This window comes from Christiangramia marina, from assembly GCF_048285865.1.
GTDB lineage: Bacteria > Bacteroidota > Bacteroidia > Flavobacteriales > Flavobacteriaceae > Christiangramia > Christiangramia marina.
Map to the genome: position 1 here is coordinate 1 of NZ_JBLVTK010000088.1, position 281 is coordinate 281.

Annotated in this window: 1 protein-coding gene; it reads right to left on the reverse strand. The window is 68.7% G+C overall.

Features of this window, described 5'->3' with window-relative positions:
• Positions 1–281: SMI1/KNR4 family protein (locus ACNKXS_RS15430; protein ID WP_417921658.1), on the reverse strand; the 281-nt coding region annotated here is incomplete at both ends.

Genomic DNA, 281 nt, shown 5'->3' on the forward strand with positions numbered 1-281 from the left:
CGTCTCGTGGCGCCACACCTGCGGCGCGGGGGCGAAAGCGTCGCCCTCGCGGCGCAGCACCAGGTAGTCCCCCTCCCCGTTTTCCGCGATGGCCACGACGTCCGCCGGAAAACCGCCCCACTCACGGCAGCACTGCGTTTCGGTGACGATGTCGTTGCAGGATCGCGCCAGGCGCTTCCTGTCGGACGCGTCCCTGATCGGAAACAGCGTCCACTCCTCGTCGTCGGTGTCGATGCTGCCGCCATTGTTCGCCATCATGGCGGCGCGGTAGGCGGCGCCAT